Consider the following 24,277-nt stretch of genomic DNA (forward strand, 5'->3'; position numbering starts at 1 on the left):
CTTCGCTGCTGTGTACAATTCTCAGCGCTTCTTCTCCCTGCTCCTTTCGCCTTGTTATCGCGTCACACCTTCAGAATTTCATCAATCCCTGCTGCCACAATATCTTGCGGGAGCGAGTATTTCTTCAGAATCATCGTTCCTGTCACATTGCCAATATTTCCATATACCTCAAGGTATTCTGGGAAGTAGAAGGAAAACCCTCTGGCTACTCTGTTCTTGATCCTTGTCAGTTCTACCACTGCACGTGTTCTCTGATTCGGCAGCTCTCTGATTTCCGCATAAATGCCTTCAGAGATATAGGGAAGGCAATAACGTCTTCACATTCCAGTCCTGCTATTACCTTCGGATCTTTGCGGTCATTCTTGGAAGGATCGTTATCATCGAGTTCCTTTGACTTCTTGACCACAGCAGAATTGACCTGTGCAAGAATCATTCCGCTGTCCTTGATGTACGCCCCAGATTCATCCAGTAATGACCTGTAGGTTCCAATGCAGCAAGGATGAATTTCATGCCATTCTTTTTTGCCAGATCAGCTGCCCAGGCTCTGAACGCCTAAAAGCCCTCCTTTCTGTTGGTAAACTTGAACGGTTTACGGGAAAGTTCAATCTTCCGATTGGTGAACGCTCTTGCATAATGATTCTCGCTGCCTACGTCTGCACCGATCACCATCATGTCATCCGTGCCTGTGATTGGCAGCTCCCTGTCACACTTATATGCTACAGGAAGCTTTTTATACATCTGACATAGGAAACATATATACTTTTGATCAAGGAGGCAGACATAATGGCAAAACTACAGGCAGGCATGAAGATGCCGGATTTTCACTTCGATACAGCTGAAAAGCAGAATATTGACTTTAGAAACGAACTTCAGAAAGCACCTAAGACAGCACTTGTCTTTCTGCGTTACTACGGCTGCACATTCTGCCAGATGGATATGCATGACTATGAAATACACTACGAAGAAATCACGGCTAGCAAAGGCCAGTTCTTTGTTGTACTGCAGTCCAATCCAGATCACATCAGGCAGCAGCTTGCCCAGCACCCACTCCCCTATCAGATCATCTGTGATCCCGAAGCAAAACTGTACAAACAATTTGAGATCACTGCCAGTGCAGATATGAAAGACATTGTAGGTCCACACACCATGCTCAAAGCAGCCAGAGCAAAGAAAGAAGGCTACACGCATGGCCAGTATGAAGGGATTGAAACCCAGCTACCAGCCACCTTCATCATTGCGCAGGACGGCACCATTCTAAGTGCATACTATGCCAAGCACGTGGACGAATCAGCCACTGCAGAATACCTGAAAAACGCACTTCAATAGCATTTCTTCGCTTACATTTCCATTAGCAAGCACTCTGCGGCAGATTTTTCCTGTCACAGAGAATTTTTTCAGCTTTTCCAATGATATTTTCAAAGATTTTCCAACAAGTCTAATTTTTGCCGCATTTGCGGAAGTGCTTTGGCATTGTACGCAAAGGTGAAGCCACCTAACATGAAATCAGAGAGAGGGTACGATGACAACACTGAATCAGAGACAGACAGATCTGCTCCGGCATTTGATGAGGCAGGATCATGATGTGACTGTAAGCTCACTGGCATCATTGTTTTCAGTCAGTTCCAGAACAATCCGGAATGATCTTAATGATATCCGGTATTACCTGAAAGACTATGATGCCGAGCTCAGAAGCGAACCCCACAAAGGAATCCGGCTGATCTGTGTGGAAGCAGAAAAAGCAGATATTCTTCAGCACGCAATTGCAAGCCGGTCTCCTTCACCAGAAGAGCGCATCGCCCGCATGAGCCTGGAACTGCTTTGCAATGATGTCTGTACCTATGAATCTCTTGCCCACGCTTGTCAGATCAGCAGACAGACCGTCATCTCCTGCTTTCCTAACGTCGAAAAGCAATTCGAAAACAACCATCTTTCCATAAGCAAAGAAAAAGGAAACGGCATCTTTGTCAGTGGCAAAGAGATTGATTTCCGTGAATTGTTTGTGGAAACGATCGCCAGCATGCAGGATGATGCAGAAACTATCCAGGCAATGCAATGGGCAAAGGAAGGCGGACAGAAGACCGCCTGGCAGCTTCTGCGCTATGCCAGAGACACACTGCATGTCACCTGCTATGATCCTGAAAAAACTGCGCTGATTGTGCAGTATGGATTGTACCGCAGCGCACATAATCACAATCTTGCCCCAGCCGACCTGCCAAGGATCATTTCCCCCGAAAAACTGCAGGCCTGCTCCAAGAAACTGCAGGACCAGTTTCCAGCAAAGCTGCCGGAAACAGAACGACTCTGGACTGTCTCCATTCTTTTACAGAACATTGCCGGCAATGACGGCAAGCCCGGCATTTCCCAGGACGCTTCCAGACTGGCCAGATATCTCATGAACCGTCTGCAGGTATTACACCCGTTAAACGGTGATGAGAAGCAGACCTTCGTCAGTGGACTTGGCCGCCACCTTGAAACAGCTTTATTCCGTCTGAGAAATCACATTCCTGTCCAGAATGTCATGACCGAGCAGATCCAGATCAGTATTCCGCTGATTTACGAATATACCAAGCTGCAGCTTGTCAACTGTGAAAAGAAGTACGGTGTCACTTTTGACGACAATGAAACAGCCTATATCGCCATGTACATTGCCAGTGCCTATGAATCTTCCAGCAAGATGGATATCAGTGCAAAGGTACTGATTGTCTGCTCATTTGGCACTACTACAAGTGCCATCCTGGCTGCCCGCATGCGGCAGACCATGCCGGAATGCCAGATTATCGGTCCAACTTCCCGTCAGGAAGCAGAAGCCTATCTCAAGGACAATCCCGTTGATCTGGTTGTCTGCACCGATGGTGCCCACCAGATAGCCGGATATCCTGTTGTTCAGGTCAATCCATTGCTGAGCCATGATAACATTGAACTATTACGTTCCCAGCTTGATCAGATCACCTACGAAAAGATGTGCGGCAATTTCCTGACCAGCTACAAAACAATTCACAACAATGAAACCAACCGGAAATCATTCATCCATGATTTCATGAGCAGCAATGAGATCCAGGTCCTGGACAGAGTTGACTCCTGGCAGAGTGCCATCGAAATTGCTGCAGCACCATTATTAAGAGAAGGAAAGCTGGAACAGCACTACATAGACCGCATGATTGAAGCTGTCAACAGACTTGGTACCTATATGGTCATTGTCCCGGGAACAGCCTTCGTGCATGCCGGCACAAGCGATGGCATTCACGCTGACTGCAGTTCACTGCTCGTATTAAAGAAGCCCATCATCTTCGGTGATCACGATGCCAAATGCGTCTCCAACATCGTTGTGACCGGCGTATTGAACCGCGAAAAAACAGCCCTGCTGGATCTTGTCTACATCTTTGCCAAAGAAGCCAACCAGCGTCTTCTGCAGGAAGACGATATTACCAAAGAAATCATTCTGAATCTGAACAACGGAAAGGAAATCTGAAATGGATTTGATCAAGAAGGAAAATCTGAAGGTACATGAAAAGGCAGACACCTGGGAACAGGCAATCCAGTGTGCCGGCCAGCTGCTCGTCACAAATGGAGACATTGAGCCAGCATATATCGATCATATGATCAACAGCGTCAAAACACTGGGACCATACATCGTACTGACACCGCGCTTTGCCTTAGCACATTCTGCCCCCTGCAAAGAGGTCAAACATACATCTGTTTCCTTAATCACACTGCAGAAACCAGTCGACTTCGGCTCTGACAAGGGACCGGTAGATGTCGTTATGGCACTTGCGTGTACAGATACCACATCCCATATGGAATGGATCCAGAAAATAGCCCAGCTGCTGATGAGAAAAGATATTCTCGCACAGATCGAGAAATGCACAGATACAGAACAACTCTATCAACTGATCAATGGCACCAGTACGAAAGGAGATGATTAAATATGGTACCTAAAATTCAGTGTGTTTGCGGATTTGGATGCGGATCGTCACTTATGCTGCGAATGGCGATCGATGACATCCTGAAAAAGAACAATCTGGAAGCAGATACGTTCACAGGAGATGTCGCAACCTGTCTGACAAACGATTGTGATGTCATCTTCATTTCCAAGGAACTCTCAGACCAGATCATTGACCGTGCAACAATGCCAGTTATCACGATTGATGACTTCCTGAATCCAAAGGAAATTGAAGAAAAAACACTTGCCTTCATGAAACAGTATTCAGAAAAACACTAAAGAAAAACAAGAAAGGGGATTATTATGGTAGTTCTGAACTTTATCATTAACGAGATTTTCGGACAAGGCGCAATTTTCCTCGCCCTTGTCGCTATGATCGGCCTGATTCTCCAGAAGAAATCAGCATCTGAAGTCATCCGCGGAACCATTATGACCGCCATTGGCTTCTTCGTCCTCAACGCCGGCACCGGCTTAATCACCGGCAGTTCCATTGACGGCATCTCCGCAGCCTTCAACGCATTGCTGCCAAAGGCCGCAACAGACACAGCAACCGTTGATATCGGCGGCACCTACGGCACCCAGATCGGCATCGTCATGCTGCTGGCATTTGCCTTCAACCTCCTGTTTGCAAGATTCACCAAATGGAAGTCCATCTTCCTCACGGGCCACATGCTCTACTGGTTCCCATATGTATTCATCGCCGCAGGCGTTGATGCAGGCCTGACCGGAGGCAAACTCATTGGCTTAGCAGCAGTCTTTACAGGTCTCTACATGGTCATTGCGCCAAACCTCATGCACCCGCTGGTCAAGAAAGTCACCGGCAAAGATGAATTCACCATCGGCCATCCAACCACAACACTGTCTGTCCTGTCAGCAGGCATTGCCAAACTCACTGGCGATCCAAAAGACAGCTGCGAAGACATCAAGGTTCCTAAGTCACTTGGCTTCCTGCGTGAAGTATCCATTACCGGTTCCATCACCATCGCAGTCGTATACATCGTTCTCTACTTCATCCTGCTGGCCAACGGCCTGACACCAGGCGAAGTATGGGGCTATGCTGAAGGCAGCACAGGCTTCTTCACATACTGCTTCACTCACGCCATCTACTTCGGCGTAGGCATGACCATCATGCTGCAGGGCGTCCGTATGCTCATCGGTGAAATCGTACCTGCCTTCAAAGGTATCGCCGAAAAGGTTGTCCCTGGTGCTATCCCTGCCCTAGACTGTCCGGTCATCTTCAACTATGGACCTAACTCCCTGATCATCGGCTTCATCACAGCCATGATCACTTCCACAATTACAATCCTGCTGACAGCTGGCAGATTCCCGACCGTTGTCATTCCGCTGGTTGTCACATGCTTCTTCGAGAATGGCTGTGCAGCCATCATCGCCAATGCCTATGGCGGCCGCAGAGGCACCATTATCGCCTGCGCTGTCAACGGCATTGTCATGGTACTGCTTGTAGGCTTTGGCGCATACTTCTTCAACAAGACCATCCAGCCATGGATGCTCGTCTATGGCGGCCAGGACTTCTCCCTCTGGGGCATCATCGAAGGCACCATCGCAAGGATCATCCACTAATGGAATTTGCTTACTTTGACAAAATCAACACACTGATCCAGACAGTCGAAACAGAAGAAAAAGAACACATGGAACAGTGTGTCAAGCTCCTCAGTGATGCCGTGATGGCAAAGCACGCCATCTATGCATTCGGTGCCAGCCATGCCGGCATACTTTCACAAGAGCTCTACTACAGAGCAGGCGGCCTGATGACCATCACCCCCATCTTTGCAAGAGAAGTCCTGTTAGACAGATCACCGATCACATTCACCAGCAGGATGGAAAGATTAATCGGATATGGCACAGAAGTCGCAAAAACAGTCAGCTTTGAAAAAGGTGACGTCCTGATCACACACTCCGTATCAGGACGCAATCCCGTTACCATCGAGATTGCCAAATACGCAAAAGAAAAAGGAGTATCTGTGATTGGCATCACCAATCTCAAATACTCCCAATCCGTCACCTCACGCCACCCCTCTGGCAAGAAACTCTATGACTTCTGCGACATCATCCTGGACAACCACGGAGACGTCGGAGATGCCTGCGTCCCCATCCAGGGAACAGACCAGAAGAGCGGACCAACCTCAACCGTAGTAGGCGCCATCATGCTCGATGCCATCGTTGCCGAAACAGCAAACGAACTGGTAAGAAGAGGCCTCAAATACCCACCCGTCTTCTACAGCGCCAACATTGACGGAGGAGACCAGCTCAACAAGAAGCTCTACGAAGAATACAAAGACCAGATCAAGTATTCTTACTAGAGAAAGAAGCAAAAAACACAGAATGTCCATGCTAAACAGCATGGATTTTTATTTACACCAAAGATAATCATACATATCAGCAGATCAGTTCAAAAGCAGCCGCAACATATAACTTAATCCCAGTGCTCTATCCTTCTATTACGGTGCCAGCACACCATCTCGACGAATCCAGTATCTTCCCCGGATTGCAGGTACCACCTCATGCCAGATTCATGCGTCCATAATCTCTGCATATGCTTCACAGCAGGATTCATTACCACTGCTTCATGAATCTCTTCTCACTAAAATGAAAATTCTGGCCAAGGAAACAATACAGCTCTTCGATCTCTTTCTGCAGCAGATGGATTACATCAAATGAATTTACTCCTGAACATGCTTCAATAAGACCATACAAAGGACGGTCTGGCAATGCATTGCTATCATTCAATAGTTCTCTGCCACTCTTATCCTGCAAACCATAATGCATCATAGCATTGCGCAATAAGGATAACTCCTGCACATGCAAAGAAGGTAATAACGCTTTGATCTGTTTGATTATCTGCGGTGTTTCTCTGCCATTGTAATAATTAACAACATTTACGAATCCTCTTTCAATATTGTATACAGCCACAAACTTCATTCTAATCAGCCAGCTGTTATCTTCAGGAAGCTCCTTCTGCAATACATTCCTGACATAGCCAGTCCATGTATACATATGAAAAAGATATATGCTTAACTCTATTGGCACTCTTGGTTCAAAGATATGCGTTTCTCTGCTTGTATTAACATCAATATAGTATTTTGCAGAAATCCATTCTTTGATGGGAACAGACTTACCTGGTCCTGTTATATGTACGCTGCTTTGATACACCTCACCAATAAATTGACCCATTTGTTTTCCAAATGATACCAAGTATGATTTATCATGCCTAAAAAGTGGATCAGAAACATTCGCAAGCTGTGTATTAAATACAATCTCCTTGTTTGCATCAAAGAAGATGCCAAGGTCATCATTCAAATCAAAGATCTTCAATATCTGAAAATGTATCATGTCCCGGAAATACGCATCATGAACATCCCTGGTAGAACTCATCTTTCTGATTGAAGGAGAATATTTATCAGTGAAGATTTTCAATGAATTTCGGTAATCATTTACCGTCCTTGCAAAAGCAGTATTTCCATCTGCATCAATCACATGCAGAATTTCATTGCAAAACGCTATTTTCAAATAAATAGTTGATGTACCCGAACAAGTACATCAAGTTAATATCTATAACTTATCATGACTTCAGTTGAGGTGATGATATGCTCGTTAATCAGAATTTCCTGAATTCTTTATCTCCTGTCGAAATTGAATTCATTCGTGTTGGTTTAGAAAAGCTATTCAGAGAGAAAGTAAACTGTACGACAACAAATTACGAGAATCTCTCTTTGCATGTTGAGAAATGTCCTCATTGTGGTTCAACTCACTTTGTTAAGAATGGCTTTAACCCACATAATCGTCAGAAATACAGATGTAAAAAATGCAAATCTGTTTTTATGGCAACAACAGGTACGATGTTTACTCATTCCAGAACAAGCTTTGATATCTGGACTACTTTTATCTCTGGCGAGCTTAACGGAATGACTCTGACTCAGCAGAGTGTAGCTACAGGCTTATCAGTTACTACCTGCTTCAACATGCGTCACAAGTTATATCAGGCTGCAGCAAAGATTCAGAATAATGTGGTCTTAAGTGGAAATGTTGAATTGGATCCTACTTATACCAAAATCAACCTGAAAGGGACCAGGAAGGATAAAATGCCAAGATTCAGCAAACAGCGTGGAAAGCATCGCCGTCATTCAACCAAGCGTGCTTTACCTGGCACCAGCCATCACAAGATCTGCCTGGTAACAGCTATTGATGAGCATGACAATATTCTCTTTAAAATTGGAGGATTAGGCAGAGAGAGTGCAGAAATTCTGAATCAATATAGCTCTCACTTCGCAGCGCATTCAACAATTATCAGTGATGACAGCCATAGCATTCAAACTTTCGTGGGCGATAATCACTTCAACAGTGACATTATTCCATCTAACGGTTATTTAACACCAAAGGGCAATACAGTATCTGAAGTAAACGAGCTTCACTCTGAGCTAAAAAACATGATCAGGCAGAAACATGGTATCAGCACAAGACATCTCCAGGGTTATTTGAATTGGATCGTCATGAAGAAATATTTAAAGTACAGGCTGGACATGCGCAAATGGAAATCAGAAGCATACATGGAAACAATGTTTGAACAGATTCCATTTACCTGTGCGGAGATCCCAAAGCTTAAAATGCCAATTAACCTCTATGAGGCATATAGCTCATGATATTTTGGTGTTTACAGCCTCATCAACTAAATCTTTGAAAATAGCGTTGCAAAAAAAGCAATAATATGGAAATGTTGCTATAGCAAGACCGCCGTCATGATTCATTGTTAACGCCATCAAGCTATTGGCATCATCCCTGATGATTCTCCACATCCATAAATTATTTATCGCAAAATCGCTGCAAATCATATTCTTAGCTTAATCAGTTCGCAATAAATGCCATCATTCAACATAGTCAATTTGGAATTAGCCAACGCCATTCTGTATGATAATAGTCATTACCGGTCGTTTTTCTATCGCCCTTCCATCTGTGTCATTATCAGCAACTTGTGCCTGGCACTTGATAAGTAACATCACCACTTAATCTTTGCCCAAGCTTTTCTGAATAAATTGTATAATGGAAACTTATTATATCAGTAATAGGTCTTACTAAGATTCCTCTTCCTATCCATACAGTTTCGGATGGTCTCAACGATTTTAGCTCAAACTGATACCGGTTACCATCTGGCTTTTCTACAAAATCCACTAAATCTGCAATAAAGTCTTCATCCGAACTATTTCTTTCAAAAATTGAAAACGTATTATTATGAATTCGAGGGAATACAATATCACTGATTGGATATTTTTTCTCTGCTATTTCCTGGTTCTCCGGCAGCTTAAACACATTTTCAACCACATCTTGATCATGGAGATAACCGCCAAACCCATGCAAATCGCTGCTTCCAAGAATTTCTTCTGGATTAACAGTTGTTGCAGTCTTTGCATCAACTGATACCTCGATCGAAATATTATCATCAGCAATTGACGAATCGTTCTTTATCGCAAATGGAATATATAAGTAGTTATCCATCACTTTCAACATCTTATCAATAAGTGAAAGATCCACCAGATCTGTTTCAAGATCTTCTATCCAAGAGTATTTTTGCTTTTCTTCCTCAGATCCGTTAATTCTAGCTGCCGGATCATCAATAAATGCTGGAATACGAAATAGTGGTATTGTTTCTTTCAAGTCGCCTAATTCAAAGAAATTATCAGGAATATTTCCAATATCTAAGTACTCTTTTAGACATTTCTTTATGATATCCTTTGATCCCTGGCTAATAGTAACTTTCGTCGTTTGCTGTTCATCAGAAAAGTTGGTTTTTTTTCCAATATCTGCAATCTCTGGATCCACCTCAAGATGCTTTGATAATTTCAAAACACCTTCAGAATCGCTAATAGTATCAAGTTCGTCTTTCCTTGTTTCATCTCCATTATCCTCAATTATAGACCAACATATTTGTTCAACACTTTGCTCTTCACTATTGCCAACAGATGACGAAACAATCTTTTGATAGATTTCTCTTGCATTCAATTTCTTTTCTTGTTCATAATGCTGAACCCATTTGCCATTTCTCAGATTATAGGGAATAATGCAATTGGGCATAAATGAGTTCTGCTTGAGGTCAAATCCGCCAAAAATGTGAAATGAATGCCCGTTATTTTTCTTATGATCAATCGAATCTATATGATTATGAATATTATCAGTGATAATACTTGCGATACGCTCTTTCTCAGATTCCCTCGTTCTTTCTGTAAAATGGTAAGTTGTAATACGAAGATGTCCAAGATCAAATGGCAGTTTATCTGGCAAACCATAATCCGTATTCATTAGTAGAATGACCCTATTCCAGCCTAAAAGCCGAGCAGCATATCCCATTTCTATTAGCACATTGGGATTTGGAGTATACTGAACTCTTGGTGCAATAGCCGACTGATTCGGAATATTAGGAACTCTCTTCTCATAACTTCCAACAATACTGACATCAGCCACAAAGAAATCACATTCTTCTATTTTGGCAAAGATCGTGTGCACAATATCCGGCGAACCTGTTATTCCGGCTGTATCATTATCTCTCTCAGCAGAGACTACATAATACGCCAGTTTACCAATCGCAGCATCAATACATTCCTGAATGAATCTTCTTGTTTTATTGCTTGAAAGGTCAGATTGCCACGAATAAAATATTTTTGCTTTCTTATTTGACATAATACTTCCTTCTTACTGACTTACTGACGAAGCATGAAAACAAAATAATGCAATATCTTATCAGGACAAATCACTTTCTGTGACGTTAACCCCCTGTTCCACGGTGTCTACAGTTACGTAACACTATTGAATCTGCATACTTCATTGAAATTTTTTCATGCTTGAAATAGGTCTTATTCCAAAATTCATCTAAATTCATTGACACAAAAAAGAAGTTTTTTATATACGCGAATATTCCAATACGCATCTGAATCACTTTCTTTTGCTTCAAAAATCTGATCCTGAACTTCAAGAACTTTATCAGTAATAACTGGAAGATTTCCATTACGAGCTTTGAAATATTCCTGAAAATGATATGACTCACGACATATTTTCTTATCTACATCCGCCAAAGGTTTATAAATTCCTTCATATACCTTCTGTCGGTATTTATTTCCTAGAACAAAGTCTAATGCTCCATACGCATCCGATAGAGGATTAGTATCATAGTCTCGTAATGCAATATACTCTTTCGCAGATTTTTCAATGCTGCTTTTCGCATCAATTATCAGCTGCTGATAATCTTTATCCAGCTCTTCTTGAGATATTATCTCACTCATATTCGATTGATAAAAAGGCTTGAGCCATTCAATCAACGCATTTTTCGCATCGCACTTCTTTTCACTTTCAGCAAAAAGAACTGATGCGTTAGCCCATTCTTCTGCAAGCGCATTTAACACCAGCTTTCTTGGTGCTGAAAATGCAACAATTGGAACCTTGGAAAAAGCTGCAGCAACTTTACGAGTCTCTTCCATAAACAACTCCATGGTGCTTCTCCGTACAGCAAAGTATTCCAAGAAAGCCATGATACATCCAATAAAAGCAGATCCAAAGCAAGCCATTGCTACATCATAAACAAATGAAGCAGTTGGATATACCACTGCCGCAACCACGCCACTAATTATTGTGATCAATAGGGTAATATATATCACAAACTTCTTTCCAAACATTTTCTTTATTTCCTGTGGTCATCTCATGATTTGAATTACATAAGAACAATAAGGCAATGAGGTTAGTCTAGGAAATCTTATTAACAAGACTACAAACACTATCGTCTCGAGTTTTAAATATTATCTGCTATACAATTTTTCTCGATATCTTACATGGCTATTGCGGAAAATGGACATTTCTAATTTCAACTAAACCTATTGCCCAGCTAAGTATTATCAAAATGAGTAATCCTATGAAAATAGCATTTGCAATGATTAATGGTTTAATGCTGCGCTGCTTTGGTCCATTTACCAATCTATCAACATAAGTAAATAACCCGTACAGAACATTGATAAGAACAAGTCCCATAAGTACAGCCAGCAAAGATACACGGTAAACGGATGCTAGATTTATTGCACCAAGAATAGATGTTGAAAAAGTAATACCTCCAATAAAAGTTACGATAATTGAAGCAAATATTCCTAAAATCGCAATATATTCCTTTGAGGCGTTATCCATCTTTTCTGTGGATTGTGCCACATTATCATTTAATTCTGAAATGCTAGCTCGAACTTTCTGTAATTTTTCTTCTTGAGAAATCCGCCAATCGCCAGCATCAGAATAATCCATTCTAGCTATTTCAAGATTAACATGATCATATAACTTACGAATTGAATCACTAATATCTATCAAATCGCCATTATCATTTATGTTTTTTGCTTGATAGCCCTGCCGTAAAACATCTAAATTCTGCCCAAGAAAGTTCCTGTTACCCTTCTCAGGATGCTGGTTTATCTCATCTAAGACCTGAAATATATCCGAATAATAATGCCGGAATTTCTTACTTGAGTCTTTGTTATAATACAAATTTTCCAGCCTTCGATACATCTCTGCTCTTTTTCCTTTATCTTGAAGCATGCTTTGATCTTCAGAAAGATCAAATAAGATGTCTTTAAACTGTCTTCGCTGCTGTTCTTCCTTGCTAATGTCCATTAATGATTATCCTGCTGTTTTGATAAGCTGCTTTGGAATTACTTGACGATTGCCTTTTCCATGCTGAAAAATCCGATCCCAGGCACCACCATTCCTGTGCGTTTCTTTGACAAGATCCCAAGGATTTAGTTCTCTCTTCTCATCAACAATGGGGTCGATCATCGCCATTGAATCAGAATCTAAATGATATTTTGATTCGAAAATGTCAATCGGCATTGAACCATACGCGCTATATTTATAGTACACAGCGGGAACAACAGGTCCAAATTGCCATGCTTCAAAATCATCCTCAAATAATGGCCCACTTGCTTTAAGAAAATTCAATTGAACATAATATAAAATCTTCTGTAATTGAAGATTACTGATAGGCTGACCATCACTAACGCATTTCTTCACGATATAACCAGCCACTTGTTCTGCTTTATACATGATAGCCCTCCTTCTTTTACAATTTCAATATAGCAAAAATGCAAACTGTTCTCAATGGTCCACATTTTGTTTTTGTCCCCTCAATTAAACGGCAATTGAGTTTGTACTCATCAATACCAATTATCTATAGTTCCCAACAGAATTTCTAACCACATGCTCGGGGAATTTCAATGTCATACTTGATACCGAAATATTTGTAACAATCGTTAGCTTTCTCTGAGGCCTCCTGAGCAATCACTTGATCATCATAGACTTTGCATTTCTGATTTCTCAGATTCATGAACATTGAAATCGGATTATAGCTGGTGATTTTCAGCTTATCCTGTATACGTTTGACAATGACGCTTGTAATGAATGTCAGCAGGAGGTATCCCCTCAAAGTTTCTTCTGGCTGCACTCTGATCGACAACATATCAGCATAGTTCTTTCCTATATCAAAGATCTGCTCAATCTGTTGCCTTGTGTAATACGTCGAAAGAATTCTCTCTATTGCAATTCTCCTGGATGAAACCAGAACAAATGCTCCTTCCCTCAACATTTCCTGGAATACTTCATCCTTATCGAATTTCTGGACCTTTGCGCGTTTAAAAAGCTTCTGTGTTTCAAATTCTTTGCGCTCAATGTCCAGGCAGACATATGCGTACCCCCATATGATCGTCAACAAGTTTGCACTGTACTCTCTTTATATAGGCGTATCTTCCATTGTATTCGACCAGGTCTTCCTCTTTTTCGATTGAAGGAAGATACTTTGCTGTCAGATCCTTGTACAGCTTGAAGTTTTCCTTCAGCCTCGAGATAAAAGAAACCTTGTGCTCATACAGCGTTCGGATGGTATTCTCTCCAAAATAACCGGCATCCATAATTGCAAAACCTTGTATTGATTCCGCATTCTTCCAGTTCTGCAATCGTGGTAATTAGCGTGCTGACATCAACAATGTTTCCTGCAATATACCGGAAGTAGATGGGAAGCCCGGTTTCCTGCTGAGTAACATAAATCAGTCGTATCTCATTGTTAATATCTCCATTGTGGTTGCTGATTGCTGTCAGCGGAAAATGCACGCTGTTTGGAAGTCCTGTGCTGTCATTGAGTATGTGGTTGAAATTGCCTGCACTTTTCAAGACATATTTCACATATGCTTTAAAAAATCGGCGCAGCTTTTCTTCATCTCCGATCTCTGCAAGGAAGTCGCTAATCCGCTGGTTTTCCAGCTCTGCATTCGGATAAAGAATGCTGGCATAATTGCCTTCCCACCAGTCTTTCGCATGACAATTAGCCAGCCTGCACAGAATGTAGTAATGGATCATCGTATACAGGGTATCCGGATTACTGCAGCCTACGGCATCAATGACCGGCTTGATTCCATCTATCTGTATGAACTGATCTAGAAAACAAGAATCTCCAAAATCAAGGATCAGTTTCTCTTTAACAGGAGGATACTTTGCAGCAGGCAGGATAACAGAAGAATCGGGAATGTTGAAGCTCCCATCTTCCGGATTAAATATAAGTATCCCGCGAGCCCGATTCTTAAAGATGTGCCTATCTTTATCGATCACCCGCCCCAGGTTAATATAGGTTTTATTCACTTGCTTGCCAACACGTGTGGATGTAATGGCTTTGCCATACGCCACTCCGTTCTTGAGATCGTATGCTATGAACATAATAAACCTTGTGGTTATAATTTATTCTAACCACGTCATAGCACCAATCACGAGAAAAGGGTAGTAATCATTGGCTGAAAAACGTTGATTTTATTGGATCTTTTGGATCACATCTATGTGGTTCAAAATCGTAGTTAGAAAGCTTGCCGGTAACTATAGATAAGTTACAGATGAAGATACACGGCATTACGGTGCAATACCGTACATGGCTTATTATCATCTGTCCAATGACAGAATTGAAGAAATAAACAACTGGCTCAAACTGACACTACCCCCCGGCTGAAACATGCTATAGCAATTTCTATAAGGTTTTTGCATTTCCCAGTAACTGATTCCGCCATCGCAAGGCCCCGCCACGCAATTATGCTCAATTTTTCACTCCGCTCCTTCTCTCTTGAAGACCTTCCCAACTGTCTTCAGAAGAATAAAGAAGTCTTTGGATAATGACCATGTTTCAATATATTCTTCATCCATCTTTACCACTTCATTAAAATCAGTGATTGATGATCTGCCTGACACCTGCCAGATTCCGGTAATACCAGGTCTCATAGACATACGGATACGGTGTCCCTCTTCATACTGCTGCCACTCATCCAATGTCGGAGGCCTTGTTCCCACCAGAGACATATTTCCTTTCAGAACATTCCAGAACTGAGGGAATTCATCCAGAGACGTTTTGCGGATAAAGTTGCCAATTCCAGGAATAATTCTGGGATCATTATCGATCTTGAACATCAGGCCATTAACCTTATTCTGCGACATCAGTTCTGCTTTTCTTGCATCAGCATCCTGATACATGGAACGGAATTTATAAAATTTGAACTGTCGGCCATTCTTTCCAATCCGGATAGATGTGTAAATCACTGGCCCCGGATCAGCATGATAGATCTGCGGCGCAATAATAATGAACAGAATCCCTGTAATTGCCAGTCCGACAAGTGCTCCGATAATATCAAAGAACCTCTTCAGCCACCATTTGATAAGAGGTACATAACGGATCTGATGCGTTTCAACAATGTATTTTCCAAACTTGTCAATTCTCTCATATCCTTCAATCGTATCATTGTGGAGCAGGAAGATTACCTGATGCGTCGTAATTCCCATACTGCTGAAATGCTGCTGGATATTCTTGATTTCCTCATCCTGATTTCTCAGATTGATGATCACCTCATCCACCCAGTGATTGGCAGAATATTCAATACTGTCCTTTGCACTTCCTAATACCGGAATGCCGTCAATCTGTGTGCCAGCATCTTTTTTATCATCATAATCCAAAAGAAAAATAGCTTTTATAAAATACCGGGAATATGGAACACAATGCAGATTCGTCACCATCGCATGTGCTTTGTTTCTGGTTGTCACAACGATAAATGCGCTCTTGGCGTCCGGACGGTTAACCAGAATATGATGTCTCAGCAATCTCTTCCATACAAGACGAAAACAAATCTCGAGGATAAAATAAAATAACCATGTAATGAGCAGTATTATCCTCGACAGGTTTCCGCTTTCATGAATAAAATACAGGAGAATTACATCTGCACCAGCCATTTTTAATGTATGCGCTGTTATAGCAGCAATTTCCTGATATTTGTCCCTCTTCAATATTCCATTATAAGGCCGTCCTGCTACCAGTGACAACGTTATGCAGAGCAACAGAATCACTGCCTGATGATAGTAAAGCCTGCTGAAAGAAACTGACCCCTCAAACACAATTGAATACCACAGATTTGCTAGACAATATGAAACCTGTAATATAAAAACATCAGCGACAATAAAGTCCAGATGCTTGAGCAAACCTTTTTGCTTTGCTGTTTCCACAATTCTCCCCCCCAATTCAAAAGAGCGTTGTCGAAAACTCTTAGGAGTACAGGCAACGCTCTTTTCTCTGTGCTCCTCATTTCATAATCCCCCCACTTTTTCGCTGTCAACTCTTGACAAAATTTCAAGCGTGCCCTGCTCGCTTCGCTCGCTTTTCTTGAAAAGGTGGGAGGTGAGTGAAATGCTCAAACATATCTCTTCGTCCCTGGAATATCGTGCTTTCCTTAGGGATGAAAAAGATCATCTTGGTTATGCTCAGCTTAAACGACTGGATACTTCTAAGTTCCATTCTGCTTTGCATAAGCTTCGGAAGCTGGACGTCGATCTTGCCGTAGATGTTCTGTTTCCTCTCTACTCTGTTACCGGCCGTCCGGCTCATGACCCCGCTGTGCTCATCCGGTCCTTCATTCTCATGCAGCACCTCGGGTATTTGTCCATTCATAACTGGTGTGCAGATCTGTCTTCTGATTCTCTGCTTCAATGGCTGATTGGCTCTTTCTCTCCGCCTGGTCCTGCTTCTCATTACGACTTTATCAATCGTTTAACGCACTCAGATCCACATCTCTCTGATCTGCTGCAGCAGGGTTACTATACGAAGCCTTCTCAAAAGAAACCCAAGAACCATGACAAGCTGATTAACTATTCACATTCCGAAACCTTATTTCTCGCTGACAAATATAAAAACGGCGCCGAATGGGATCGGGATCGGATGATCTACACACTTCAGTCTCTCTTCAATGCACTGGCTGTGATTCCTTCTTCCGACATGGGATTCATTGAGTCGAATAATCTCATCTTGTCCGGAGATGGTTCTTCGCTTCACATCCACGCCTCTCCATTTGGCCACAAAGTCAAATTGGATAAGGATGGAAATCCTCTCGTCCGCTATTCTGCACCTGACGCTGACATCGGATGGGACAGTGATCTTGAGTGTTACTATCTCGGCTACACTCTTTACAACATCTCGTACCACAATCCCCATAGATCAGTAGACTTGCCTATCTATATCGATCTTGAGAAAGCCTCACGGCACGATGCTTTGACCACCATATCTGCCTCAGCACGTCTGTTTGACATGAATCCCGATATCCACCCGCGATACATGTGCTTTGACGCAGCTTCTGACAGTCTTGCCATCTTTCAGTTCTTCCGTCACAAGAATATTATTCCAATCATCGACCGCAATCAACGGTCTGCTGGGGACAATCCCTTTGATAAGTTCAAGCTGAATGAGAATGGCGTGCCTGTTTGTCCGAATGGAACACCGATGTATGACTATGGCTACGACATTCAGAGAAAGCGCAGAAAATTCCGCTGCCCACTCAGGATGAATAAGATTTCCTCCTGTCCATTTGCGAATGAGTGCAGTTCTTCCGCTTATGGAAGAACGATATACGTCAATGACGGTGATGACATCCGGCTCTTCGGACCTGTTCCATACAGGTCTGAAAAGTGGAAAGAGATTTACCGGAACAGAACTTCGACAGAAAGAATGAACACCAGAATCCTGAACGACTATCATCTTCACCAGATGAAAATCCGTAATGGATCCAAGCATGCTTTCTTCGCAATCTTTGCCGGCATCAATATCCATCTTGATGCCTGGATAAAGGATGAGCTGTAAGCATTGAAGATTCAGTTTTGAAAGAACGAGTTCCAAAGTTGTTTTTATTGCGCCTTGGCCGCAATTTTTTATATCTCCGGCTTCTCAGCCGTCAGATACCTATCAGTTGCCTTCCGGGTTTTCGACACTACTCCAAAATAGCAGACATATTCCTCAGTATTCCCGCTTTTACTGTTCCTCCTGCCAGTCTGCAGTACTCCCCCCAGATAGTCAAAGAAATCCTGCATAAACAACTGCCTGCTGCTTGCCGCAGAATACAGCAGTTCCTGTCTAGCACATTCTCAGGTAAATAACACTGGATATAATGACAAATATGCAATTTTGAAAACAGTCTGTAGTATCCTACACCTTTTCTGCGCAAAAAATACTGCATGGAAAGGTGCTGAATATTACGCATAAAGTATATCCTGAGATCAGGCTGCCTTCAACAAAATGCGTACCGGATCACTGTGGATTGGTTACTATTCAGCAATAAAGTGAGCCTGTAAAAATGCCTGTTGGCCTTTGCCACCTTCCATTCATCAGTGCAGTCTGTGGAGCTGCAGATAAACAGTTCGCGCAGCAGAGCCACAAACACAATGTTCTAGTCCCTAATTGCGACGGCAAGAAGGTTTCGCAATCTGGACAATATGTTCGCTCTGATCTACCTTCGATGTTCAGACCTGACAGTTCCGCTAAACAACAGATATCAGCCATCTAAGAAGAAGATAGCAGAGCTTAGAGAACTGCAGAACGCAAGGAAAAAAGCAGGAATGGAGAAGAAGCGGGGATCCATTCAAGCATGTTAAATCAGCAATAACCCCCCCACCATGAGTACAGAAGAGCCAAAAAAGTGGGCATGGTCTGATGACCACACCCACAAGAGAGAGGAAGGAGAAAAACAGTTTTTATCTTGTTCCGGCTTTTCTTCTCTTATCAATGAGATACATGACAGAGAAGGAAGCAATGCCGCAGGCCAGTACATAGCCCATGATATCCGTATCTACACCGGTCTGAGGTGATGTACTCTTTGCCGTTACCTTTGTTGCTGTATCAGATGTTGTTCCTGCTTCAGCAGATCCAGACTTGCCTTCTTCCGGCTTTGCCGGTTCAACAGGTCTTGTATCAGCAACATAGAATGTAGCTTCGGCATCATCGCCATCCTCGTAAGTGAAGCGGATCTTATGAGCGCCGTTTTCCAGTGTGTGCAGATAATCAGCATGGAGTGTAACCTCAGTTGATCCTGATACTGCATCGTAGTTCTTTGCATCAACCAGTTCACCGTCAATGTAAAGACCAGTGAATTCAGGGAAATTGCCATTGGAGACTACAAGCAGATCGTTTGACTCATCCTTATAGACAGTGGAATCTGCGCCTCTTGTGATGATGTAATCAACACCGCCCTGAAGTGCCTTCCATACAGACTCTGCCTTGTCGTATGCTGCCTTTGCAGCCGTATAGACAGTATTTGTCTTTTCGTGTTCATCGGTTGCTGTCTTCAGCTTTGAAGTAGCAGATTCTACTTCTTTAGCTGCAGCCTCTACCTTTGCATTGGCATCAGCAAGAGCCTTAACTGCATCCGCAATATTCTTAAATTCAGGCGTATTGGCAAGCGTCATTGCTGTGCCATTCTTCCTGTAATCTTCTGCAACTGCCTTTGTCCGTACCAGCTTATCCTGTGCTGCTTTCTGAACTGCCTGTGCATCAGACAGTGCCTTTTCCGCTTTGGCAAGAGCCTGTTCCGCCGTAGTCAGAGCAGCTTTCTTTGCATCGAGGTCCTTTGCAGCTTCTTCAGTCTTTGCCTTGGCATCCATGACTGCCTTATAGTCGGCTTCGTACTTTGCCAGCTTTGTCTTTGCATCTGCAAGAGCTGTCTCAGCATCTTTCTGCGCATTCTGCTTTTCAGTCAGATCGCTCTGTGCACTTACAAGATCGGCCTGTGCCTTCTTCAAAGCATCTTCAGCATCCTGCTTTGCCTGGTCCTTAACATGCTTTTCTTTATCGAGCTTGGCTACTGTTGCCTCAGCCTGATCTAATGCCTTCTGTGTCTCTTCAGCATGTGCCTTGGCCTTTGTTACCGCTTCATTCAGAGCATCAAGATTTGCCTGTGCTGTAGTGACTGCTGTCTTTGCATTCTCTACATCCGCTGCTTTCTTAGCAGTATCTGTTTCGGCGTCCTTAACTGCCTGTTCTTTGGCAGCAATGTCATTCTTAGTATCAGTGACAGCCTTATTCGCAGCATTGAGAGTTTCAGTTGCCTTTGTAACGTTGCTGTTTGCAGCAGCAAGAGCGTCCTGTGCTTTTTTAGCTTCAGAAGTTCTTGTGGTCAGAAGATCCTCTGCTGTTTTTTCTGCCGCTTCAGCATCCTCTACAGCCTTTGTCTTTGCATCCATTTCCTTCTGAGCAGTATCAACTGCCTTCTGAGCTTCTACGATCTTAGAATCATCAGAGGATGTTGCCTTCAGTTCAGCAAGCTTCGCATTTGCATCATCAAGGTTCTTCTGTGCAGTTACCTTTGCCTTTGTAACTTTATCGTAATATGCAAGGAAGTTGCTCTCATATGTTTCTACATCATACAATGTGCCTGTTCCACGTTTCTTTCCGCCTGGAGTTGCCATAGCCCACTGGCCAGCAAAGACCTGTACTGCGTCCCCCTGTCTCGAAAAAGTAGCTGAATCAGTATTTGTATTGATAGCAAATCCTGTTCCGATACAATTGCTATCAACAATATTGGTGTAATGCCCAGTGGTCTTTACATCATTCGTTGTATACATGCTTGCTGGGAAAATTGAAGGATCAACTTTTGACTTTAAATATTCCAATACTTCGTCATCAGTCGCATTTTCATTATCTTTTTTATAGTCATACACAATTTTTTCGACGTTATACCAAAGATAGAATGCTTCCTTTTTATTAGAGGTTCCTGCCCAATTTTCACCGACATTATAGACATAAAGATTACGTATCCAGTGAGTGCCAAGATAGTTTTCCATATTTGCATCTGCCTGAGCAATCGCAAATAATTCATCAGATACTTTCAGAGGATCAAGACCTTCACTGGCACGCAGTTCATTAGCCTTCCTGATATACTCAAATGCTTTTCCGAAGTTTTCCAGAGAGGATGCATCGGTTGAATTTGATGGATCAGTCACGCCTCTGGCATCATCTTTTGTTGCCAGTGCAATTTCCTCTTCCATAATCTTTGCAGCATTGGAAGTCTCACCATCCGCAACCTTGCTGTTGAAGTACCCGATTGAGCCTTGATTGTACTTTTCATTTGCCGCATCCAAAGCTGCCTGCGCATCGGTGACAGCCTTTTCTGCTGCTGCAAGGTTATCCTGTGCAGTTTTCTTTTCATTCTGCGCGTTGGTCAAGGTTTTATTAGCGTCACTTAAAGCGTTCTTAGCTTCTGCAAGTGCAGAGTTAGCATCTGTTACGGCCTTTGTCTTTGCGTCTACATCAACCTGGGCTGCTGTCTTGTTGGTATTAGCTGTATTCGCATTTGTTTTCGCCGTTTCAAGTTCAGCGTTTGCCTGATCCAATGCTTTCTTCGCATCCGCAGCTTCATTAGCCTTTGCAATGAGTTCATTCTTGGCTGTTTCAACTACCGTGTTTGCATCCACGACCGCCTTATCAGCCGATTCCTTCGCAGCGTTGGCAGACTCAAGATTGGCATTTGCCTGATCCAGTGCACCTTTGGCTGTTTTATATGCATCGCTTGATGTATCAGCATTTGCTCTGACATTGTCTAATGCTGTGATAGCAGCGTCATTGGCGTTCTTGGCATCATTACTTACTTTCTGGGCATTTTCCAATTCCTGCTGTGCCTTTTCCGCTGAAGAAGCAGCAGTATTCAGTTCTTCTGTCTTATCTGAAACTGTGTCTTTGCCTGAAGCTACATTCGACTCAGCTTTATCAACTGCTTCATTAGCGTCTGTCAGATCAGTATTGGCATTGTCTACTTCATCCACTGCGGCTTTATGATCATTTTCATTATAGCCAGTAGCCTTCTCAGTCTCTGCCTGTGCATTCTGAGCATCTGTCAATGCAGTTTCAGCAGAAGCGACATCAGATTCAGCATTCTGCTTTGCAGCTTCAGCAGTATTCTGATCTGTAACTGCTTTGGCTGTATCCGCAGAAGCATTCTTTGTTTCAAGCTCAGCCTGTGCTTCTGTTGCATCTACTGCCTGATCTGCCTCAGACTGTGCCTTTTCTGCCTGTGCATCCGCATCAGCCTTATTCTGATTAGACTGATCCAGAGCGGCCTGCGCCTCGTCTACTGCCTTCTGTGTCTCTTCATTGGACTTCTGCGCAGCCTTCAGTGCTTCGTCAGCCGTATCCATTTCAGATCTGGCTTCTGTTCTTGTTTCAGGCTCATTCGGTGTTTCTTCGGCATAGACAACTGTATTTGTCGCTGTTCCTGAGATTGTGGCCGCTACTGCTGTTGCGGCTACCAGTGTAGTTATTTTCTTTTTCATGATCGAATCTCCCTTTCCTTTTCTGATGCACAGATATTTGTTCTATGCATTTCCCTCTGTCTTTCTTTTAACAACTGTATTCTGTTATGTAAAAGCCAATGTCAAGTGCTAGTTTCGGATTGATTCAATATTTTTTGTCTGCTGTTGAAGGCATGAGGAAAGAGTCTCGGATTTTCAACAGTTCGCGGTATTTAGCCATTCTGTTATTCGTGTATCAGGGACAAATGCTCTCCCACCCCACAGGCCAATGGTTTCGCCGCCAGCTCTGCTGTCTAATATCGTGGATCACCATGAAACAGCGCCATCATAGAATCATCGCAGATAGCTGAACCATCCAGTTCAAATCCGGGCTGCTCCTTCCTGATGCCTTCAATCTAATTCTTATCCTCCTCTTTGTTTTTAGGTCATTCAATGATTTCCTGATTTGAAGTGCTCAACGCAAGTCTTGACTGCCCGATAATCGATAGAATCATTTTAAGCAAGAACAGTATGAATATTGCCTGTCATCATTCCCCATATAAAGCATGCCAGCTCACGTGCTATGGCTACTGTTGCTTTGTTATGGCTCTTTCGATTGTGAAGCACAAGACGCATGTATCTCTTCCGGAGGCGTTCATTCGCTCTGTCCGCATATGCAATGACTTCAGGAGCGTTGCCTTCCTGCCGCTTCTTCAGTGCTTCACTTTTTCCAGATGATGTCCGGGAGAAGGATTGTGCACATTCGACAAGTAGTTTTCTCAAAAAGGTGTTTCCCTGTTTTGTTATTCCCGTCTGATTCTGATCATCGCTGCTGCTGAGTTCTCCTGCAACCAGGCCCAGAAATGCCGCAAAGTTTTTTGCTTTAACGAATCTGGTGAAATCTCCGATTTCCACAATCACAGCCAGAGCAGTAAGTACTTTCACTGACTTAAAGCAGATCAGCTTGTGAACTGCTTCCCTGTATTTATCTGTTTCAGCAATTTCTTCAATGCGTTTGTTCATTTGCTCAATTCGATCAGAAACTGTTTCATATGACAGCAGGTAAGAATCCAGTGTTTCCTTATTGATCCCCTCCAGAGGAAGCTCCTTAAGCCATTTCAGATGTTTCTTTGTCCAGTAATTCCTGCCATCCGTAAATTTGTATCCATGCCTGGTAGTAAAGGCACAGATCTGCTGTTTGATCACTCTGAGCTGCTTCTTGTGATCCTGTTGCATACGGATGAAATCACGTACTGATTCATCTTCTTCATCGGGGGTATAGACTTCGCTGTATTCATGATTCTTCAGCGATCTGGCAATCGCTTCAGCATCCCGCTTGTCTGTTTTCTTCCTGCGCCGTCTGTTTATTTCTGTTCCGGTAATTGAAGCAGGGGCAAGGATCTTTACGGTAAGACCCTTCTCCTCAAGATCACGCTTCAGTTTAAATCCAAGGCAGCCAGCTTCATATCCAACAACGATCTTTGTATCATTTCCAATCTTTTTCCTGATCCCCTTGCAGTAGTTTACGATGTTGGAAACAGAAGGAGAATAGGCGTTGGTGTTCACAGGTGCTACTGATGATCCTTCAAGATAAGTCGAGAGAGTGTAGTTTGTAGTGTGTGCATCAATTCCAACATATGCTATCATGTAAATGCCTTCCTTTCTTGGATGAGGCAACTTCCCCCATCTTATTAAGCCAATAACAAGTATGCGGGATGATCCTCGAACACACAAGTTAATGGA

At 42.8% G+C, this 24,277-nt stretch carries 22 protein-coding genes; 8 read left to right on the top strand and 14 right to left on the bottom strand.

The genetic code is table 11. The annotated features are described in order from the left end of the window. Nucleotides 1–62: 62 nt before the first annotated feature. The 3 genes from DHU66_RS12345 to DHU66_RS12355 all read right to left on the bottom strand — a co-directional run bounded on the left by DHU66_RS12345 (nt 63) and on the right by DHU66_RS12355 (nt 738). On the bottom strand, nt 63–239 hold the full coding sequence (locus DHU66_RS12345) for a hypothetical protein (protein ID WP_209451773.1): 177 nt from the start codon (nt 237–239) through the stop codon (nt 63–65). Further along, entirely contained in the window at nt 233–433 is a 201-nt protein-coding gene (locus DHU66_RS12350; RefSeq protein ID WP_209451774.1) for a hypothetical protein, read from the bottom strand. The genes DHU66_RS12345 and DHU66_RS12350 overlap by 7 nt, the downstream gene beginning before the upstream one ends. A gap of 119 nt (nt 434–552) precedes the next feature. Then, complete coding sequence (locus DHU66_RS12355; protein WP_209451775.1) at nt 553–738, bottom strand: hypothetical protein; 186 nt, start codon at nt 736–738, stop codon at nt 553–555. 45 nt (nt 739–783) lie between these two features. Between DHU66_RS12355 and DHU66_RS07675 the strand changes: the two genes are divergently transcribed. The 6 genes from DHU66_RS07675 (at nt 784) to DHU66_RS07700 (ending at nt 6,261) form a co-directional block, all read left to right on the top strand. Continuing rightward, nucleotides 784–1,326, top strand: coding sequence for a peroxiredoxin-like family protein (locus tag DHU66_RS07675; RefSeq protein WP_108775268.1), 543 nt, complete (start codon nt 784–786; stop codon nt 1,324–1,326). Nucleotides 1,327–1,519: 193 nt separating this feature from the next. Then, nucleotides 1,520–3,469 (top strand): BglG family transcription antiterminator, encoded by a 1,950-nt coding sequence (locus tag DHU66_RS07680; protein WP_108775269.1) that lies wholly within the window; start codon nt 1,520–1,522, stop codon nt 3,467–3,469. Between the two features lies 1 nt (nt 3,470). Then, the gene (locus tag DHU66_RS07685) at nt 3,471–3,923 is read left to right on the top strand and encodes a PTS sugar transporter subunit IIA (RefSeq protein WP_108775270.1); all 453 of its coding nucleotides are present in this window, start codon (nt 3,471–3,473) and stop codon (nt 3,921–3,923) included. Nucleotides 3,924–3,925: 2 nt separating this feature from the next. Beyond that, complete coding sequence (locus DHU66_RS07690; protein ID WP_108775271.1) at nt 3,926–4,219, top strand: PTS sugar transporter subunit IIB; 294 nt, start codon at nt 3,926–3,928, stop codon at nt 4,217–4,219. 24 nt (nt 4,220–4,243) lie between these two features. Beyond that, complete coding sequence (locus DHU66_RS07695) at nt 4,244–5,521, top strand: PTS ascorbate transporter subunit IIC (protein WP_108775272.1); 1,278 nt, start codon at nt 4,244–4,246, stop codon at nt 5,519–5,521. Beyond that, nucleotides 5,521–6,261 carry a sugar isomerase domain-containing protein gene (locus DHU66_RS07700; protein WP_108775273.1) on the top strand — a complete coding sequence of 247 codons (741 nt, stop codon included), beginning with the start codon at nt 5,521–5,523 and terminating at the stop codon, nt 6,259–6,261. The genes DHU66_RS07695 and DHU66_RS07700 overlap by 1 nt, the downstream gene beginning before the upstream one ends. Nucleotides 6,262–6,514: 253 nt before the next feature. On the opposite strand, the gene DHU66_RS07705 is transcribed toward DHU66_RS07700, so the two are convergent. Then, nucleotides 6,515–7,435: a hypothetical protein gene (locus tag DHU66_RS07705; RefSeq protein ID WP_108775274.1), complete on the bottom strand. Its 921-nt coding sequence runs from the start codon at nt 7,433–7,435 to the stop codon at nt 6,515–6,517. A gap of 110 nt (nt 7,436–7,545) precedes the next feature. Here DHU66_RS07705 and DHU66_RS07710 point away from each other — a divergent pair, with 110 nt between their 5' ends. Beyond that, entirely contained in the window at nt 7,546–8,598 is a 1,053-nt protein-coding gene (locus DHU66_RS07710) for an IS1595 family transposase (RefSeq protein ID WP_108773885.1), read from the top strand. A 319-nt stretch (nt 8,599–8,917) separates the two neighbouring features. On the opposite strand, the gene DHU66_RS07720 is transcribed toward DHU66_RS07710, so the two are convergent. From DHU66_RS07720 to DHU66_RS07755, 8 genes are all read right to left on the bottom strand, one after another. Beyond that, the gene (locus DHU66_RS07720) at nt 8,918–10,627 is read right to left on the bottom strand and encodes a hypothetical protein (protein ID WP_108775276.1); all 1,710 of its coding nucleotides are present in this window, start codon (nt 10,625–10,627) and stop codon (nt 8,918–8,920) included. A 185-nt stretch (nt 10,628–10,812) separates the two neighbouring features. After that, complete coding sequence (locus DHU66_RS07725) at nt 10,813–11,616, bottom strand: hypothetical protein (protein ID WP_108775277.1); 804 nt, start codon at nt 11,614–11,616, stop codon at nt 10,813–10,815. Nucleotides 11,617–11,773: 157 nt separating this feature from the next. Beyond that, complete coding sequence (locus DHU66_RS07730) at nt 11,774–12,589, bottom strand: hypothetical protein (RefSeq protein ID WP_108775278.1); 816 nt, start codon at nt 12,587–12,589, stop codon at nt 11,774–11,776. A gap of 6 nt (nt 12,590–12,595) precedes the next feature. Further along, nucleotides 12,596–13,018: a Panacea domain-containing protein gene (locus DHU66_RS07735; protein ID WP_108775279.1), complete on the bottom strand. Its 423-nt coding sequence runs from the start codon at nt 13,016–13,018 to the stop codon at nt 12,596–12,598. 145 nt (nt 13,019–13,163) lie between these two features. Beyond that, nucleotides 13,164–13,679 (bottom strand): hypothetical protein, encoded by a 516-nt coding sequence (locus DHU66_RS12210; RefSeq protein WP_108775280.1) that lies wholly within the window; start codon nt 13,677–13,679, stop codon nt 13,164–13,166. Next, nucleotides 13,636–13,878, bottom strand: a complete 243-nt coding sequence (locus DHU66_RS12665; protein ID WP_108775281.1) for a transposase — start codon at nt 13,876–13,878, stop codon at nt 13,636–13,638. The genes DHU66_RS12210 and DHU66_RS12665 overlap by 44 nt, the downstream gene beginning before the upstream one ends. Continuing rightward, nucleotides 13,832–14,602, bottom strand: a complete 771-nt coding sequence (locus DHU66_RS07750) for a hypothetical protein (RefSeq protein WP_135358332.1) — start codon at nt 14,600–14,602, stop codon at nt 13,832–13,834. The genes DHU66_RS12665 and DHU66_RS07750 overlap by 47 nt, the downstream gene beginning before the upstream one ends. Before the next feature lie 450 nt (nt 14,603–15,052). Beyond that, on the bottom strand, nt 15,053–16,495 hold the full coding sequence (locus tag DHU66_RS07755) for a sugar transferase (protein ID WP_167836322.1): 1,443 nt from the start codon (nt 16,493–16,495) through the stop codon (nt 15,053–15,055). Between the two features lie 181 nt (nt 16,496–16,676). Here DHU66_RS07755 and DHU66_RS07760 point away from each other — a divergent pair, with 181 nt between their 5' ends. Further along, a complete protein-coding gene (locus DHU66_RS07760) occupies nt 16,677–18,119 on the top strand; it encodes a transposase (RefSeq protein ID WP_108775284.1) in 1,443 nt (480 codons plus the stop codon). Between the two features lie 887 nt (nt 18,120–19,006). On the opposite strand, the gene DHU66_RS07765 is transcribed toward DHU66_RS07760, so the two are convergent. Both DHU66_RS07765 and DHU66_RS07770 read right to left on the bottom strand, forming a co-directional pair. After that, nucleotides 19,007–22,576: a CAP domain-containing protein gene (locus DHU66_RS07765; RefSeq protein WP_108775285.1), complete on the bottom strand. Its 3,570-nt coding sequence runs from the start codon at nt 22,574–22,576 to the stop codon at nt 19,007–19,009. A 474-nt stretch (nt 22,577–23,050) separates the two neighbouring features. After that, a complete protein-coding gene (locus tag DHU66_RS07770) occupies nt 23,051–24,181 on the bottom strand; it encodes an IS110 family RNA-guided transposase (protein ID WP_108775286.1) in 1,131 nt (376 codons plus the stop codon). Nucleotides 24,182–24,277 lie beyond the last annotated feature (96 nt).

The sequence above is a fragment of the Lactimicrobium massiliense genome, from assembly GCF_900343155.1.
In the GTDB taxonomy this organism is placed as follows: domain Bacteria; phylum Bacillota_I; class Bacilli_A; order Erysipelotrichales; family Erysipelotrichaceae; genus Bulleidia; species Bulleidia massiliensis.

What these genes read in the sequence shown, in the direction of transcription:
- DHU66_RS07720 (WP_108775276.1), bottom strand. Translation starts at nt 10,627, where the DNA reads ATGTCAAATAAGAAAGCAAAAATATTTTATTCGTGGCAATCTGACCTT.
- DHU66_RS07730 (WP_108775278.1), bottom strand. Translation starts at nt 12,589, where the DNA reads ATGGACATTAGCAAGGAAGAACAGCAGCGAAGACAGTTTAAAGACATC.
- DHU66_RS07695 (WP_108775272.1), top strand. Translation starts at nt 4,244, where the DNA reads ATGGTAGTTCTGAACTTTATCATTAACGAGATTTTCGGACAAGGCGCA.
- DHU66_RS07675 (WP_108775268.1), top strand. Translation starts at nt 784, where the DNA reads ATGGCAAAACTACAGGCAGGCATGAAGATGCCGGATTTTCACTTCGAT.
- DHU66_RS07685 (WP_108775270.1), top strand. Translation starts at nt 3,471, where the DNA reads ATGGATTTGATCAAGAAGGAAAATCTGAAGGTACATGAAAAGGCAGAC.
- DHU66_RS07760 (WP_108775284.1), top strand. Translation starts at nt 16,677, where the DNA reads ATGCTCAAACATATCTCTTCGTCCCTGGAATATCGTGCTTTCCTTAGG.
- DHU66_RS07710 (WP_108773885.1), top strand. Translation starts at nt 7,546, where the DNA reads ATGCTCGTTAATCAGAATTTCCTGAATTCTTTATCTCCTGTCGAAATT.
- DHU66_RS07735 (WP_108775279.1), bottom strand. Translation starts at nt 13,018, where the DNA reads ATGTATAAAGCAGAACAAGTGGCTGGTTATATCGTGAAGAAATGCGTT.
- DHU66_RS12355 (WP_209451775.1), bottom strand. Translation starts at nt 738, where the DNA reads ATGTATAAAAAGCTTCCTGTAGCATATAAGTGTGACAGGGAGCTGCCA.
- DHU66_RS12665 (WP_108775281.1), bottom strand. Translation starts at nt 13,878, where the DNA reads ATGGATGCCGGTTATTTTGGAGAGAATACCATCCGAACGCTGTATGAG.
- DHU66_RS07690 (WP_108775271.1), top strand. Translation starts at nt 3,926, where the DNA reads ATGGTACCTAAAATTCAGTGTGTTTGCGGATTTGGATGCGGATCGTCA.
- DHU66_RS07725 (WP_108775277.1), bottom strand. Translation starts at nt 11,616, where the DNA reads ATGTTTGGAAAGAAGTTTGTGATATATATTACCCTATTGATCACAATA.
- DHU66_RS07770 (WP_108775286.1), bottom strand. Translation starts at nt 24,181, where the DNA reads ATGATAGCATATGTTGGAATTGATGCACACACTACAAACTACACTCTC.
- DHU66_RS07765 (WP_108775285.1), bottom strand. Translation starts at nt 22,576, where the DNA reads ATGAAAAAGAAAATAACTACACTGGTAGCCGCAACAGCAGTAGCGGCC.
- DHU66_RS07700 (WP_108775273.1), top strand. Translation starts at nt 5,521, where the DNA reads ATGGAATTTGCTTACTTTGACAAAATCAACACACTGATCCAGACAGTC.
- DHU66_RS12350 (WP_209451774.1), bottom strand. Translation starts at nt 433, where the DNA reads ATGATTCTTGCACAGGTCAATTCTGCTGTGGTCAAGAAGTCAAAGGAA.
- DHU66_RS07680 (WP_108775269.1), top strand. Translation starts at nt 1,520, where the DNA reads ATGACAACACTGAATCAGAGACAGACAGATCTGCTCCGGCATTTGATG.